Origin of the sequence: Campylobacter sp. CNRCH_2013_0855 (assembly GCF_025773025.1) — a bacterium.
GTDB lineage: Bacteria > Campylobacterota > Campylobacteria > Campylobacterales > Campylobacteraceae > Campylobacter_D > Campylobacter_D jejuni_C.
In genome coordinates this window covers 1-2,320 of sequence record NZ_JAKMTE010000033.1, presented here as the reverse complement: position 1 = coordinate 2,320, position 2,320 = coordinate 1, and the positions used below count along the sequence as shown (strand labels likewise).

At 27.5% G+C, this 2,320-nt stretch carries 1 protein-coding gene; it reads left to right on the top strand.

Annotated features, from left to right (window positions below; translation table 11 throughout):
- Positions 1-2,320: hypothetical protein (locus L8X40_RS08215; protein ID WP_263667668.1), on the top strand; the 2,320-nt coding region annotated here is incomplete at both ends.

Genomic DNA, 2,320 nt, shown 5'->3' with positions numbered 1-2,320 from the left:
GGGGGGGGGGATACGATAATTTTCGTTTTAGCTTAAATGCTTTAAACTCTTTAAAACACTATAAAAACTCCAATCTTTTAAAACTTTCTTTATTTACTATTTTTTCACTAAGTTCTTTAGAAGCTGCCACCCAGGCAAATTATGATAAAACTTCTAATGCTTATATAATTAAAAAACACCATTATGAAAATAATGATGTATATGATTATAATCTTGATACTTATAAACTCTTAAGTGGTAAAAACTTCTATGGTCAAATGGCTAGCAATAAAAATCTTTCAAATATCACTTTAATCTATGATAATCCTAAAGATAAAGCTCATGCAAAAATGAATGATTTATACTTTAAGCAAGACATACTTACTCCAAGTATTAAAGAAGATATTTTTGTAGTTAATGGCTTTCATAGTTCTAACTCAGCTAATACTACCCTAAATCAAATCAGTTATATACCTTTTTTAGTTTCTGCTTATACTTTTAATGCAAAAGCAAATAATAATACCTTAGTATTAAAAGCAGGGGAATTATCTTCAGTATATTATTTAAAACCTACCGATAAAGAAGTAATTAATCCTAAAGCTAGTGGCTTAGATAATAAATATAATTTTTTAATCACTCCAGCCATAGCTAGAAAAGGTGAAGTAAGTAATAATACTTTAAATTTCTTAAAAGATGCCTATGTAAATATGGGTGTTGAAAACACCTATACCTTACCTTTAAATGGTGCTCCTTATATCTTAGGTGCTTTTGGCGTGGATGCTAATGCTAATAATAATACAGTTATATTAAATAAAGGCGTAAAGATAGACTTTCATACTACCCCTTATAGACAAAGTGCATTAGGAGGTAATATCTTTGATGAGAGAATGACTCATGTAACAGGAGCCATTACCTATAATGCTAATGCTAAAAATAATAAAGTTATTATAGATGGAGCTTCTTTATTAGTCCATGGTCCAAGTGGAGCATATTCAACATCAGCTGCTACTCACTTAGGAGGGGCTTTTGTGGATGTTAATAATAATCAAAGCTATGAAGTAAGTAATAATAGTGTATTAATCAATGATTTAAAACTAGATTTAAGAGTAGATACTAAAAATACTCCATTAGCCTATAATGCTGTATTAGTAGGGGAAATCTATGGGGGTAAAATCATACAAGGTAATGCTTATAAAAACACCATAGATATAAAAGATTTACAAACCTTATTAGCATTAAATACCAATATAGAAGTAAAAGCTCTTTTAGACTTTTATGCAGGTATAACTAATAATGGTATAGCTAATGATAATAGTATTAGCATTAATCTTAAAAAGCCTTTTGAAATTAATTCTAATTTTACAGGTAAAAATGAGTTTAATCTTTATGGTGGGGTAGCTACTAAAGGAGCTAATAATAATAGCATTCATATTAATGGGGATTTAACCCAAGGCATTACTGTTGAAAACCATCAAGATAAAATTCAAATCACAGCAGCACAAACTCTAAGTTCTAAAGCAAATAATAATAGCATTGTTATTAAAAACTCAAACATTGCTATGCCTTTATATTTATATGGAGTAAGCAAGGTTAGTTTGGATAATAAAGATTATTATGCAAGTAGTGCTAATGCTAATAGTATAGTTTTAGATAATGTAAAATCAGGTAGAAACCTCACTACTATTATAGAAGCAGATAATTTAGAAAAAAACACTATAAAATATAATATGGTGCAATCTTTATCGAATGCTTCTAATATAGATAAAGGTTCTAAAATCATTTTAAGAGCGAATGAAAATGCTAATGATAATACTTTAAATATTAAAGATTATTCAAGTGCAGCTAGCTCTAATGTTTATGTTATTAATGCTAAAAATGAAAGTGCTAATAATACTTTTATCTTTGATAATCTAGCCCTAGGTACAGCATCTGATAAAAGAGAAGGAGAAGTAGTAATTAGTGCAGGTATAGCTAAGAATACTCATGATAATTATACTCATATAAATAATTTAAATATAGATGAGTATAAAAACAACAAAGCTATATTTATAAGTGCTTCTGGTGTATATAGTGAGAATGATAAAAGCTATAATAATACTTTATATCTAAGTGGCAATACTAATATTTTTAATAATACTCATATAGATGTATTAGCAGGTAGCTTTTTACAAACTAAAGAAGATAATAACTTTGTATCAAAAGCTCTAATGCATAAAAGTGGCACTAATAATCATTTAATATTAAATACAAATATAAAAGCAAATACTATCAATAACTTTGATCATTATAGCTTTATCTTAAAAGATGATACTAAAGCTTATTTAAGTGCTAAAGAAGCTAT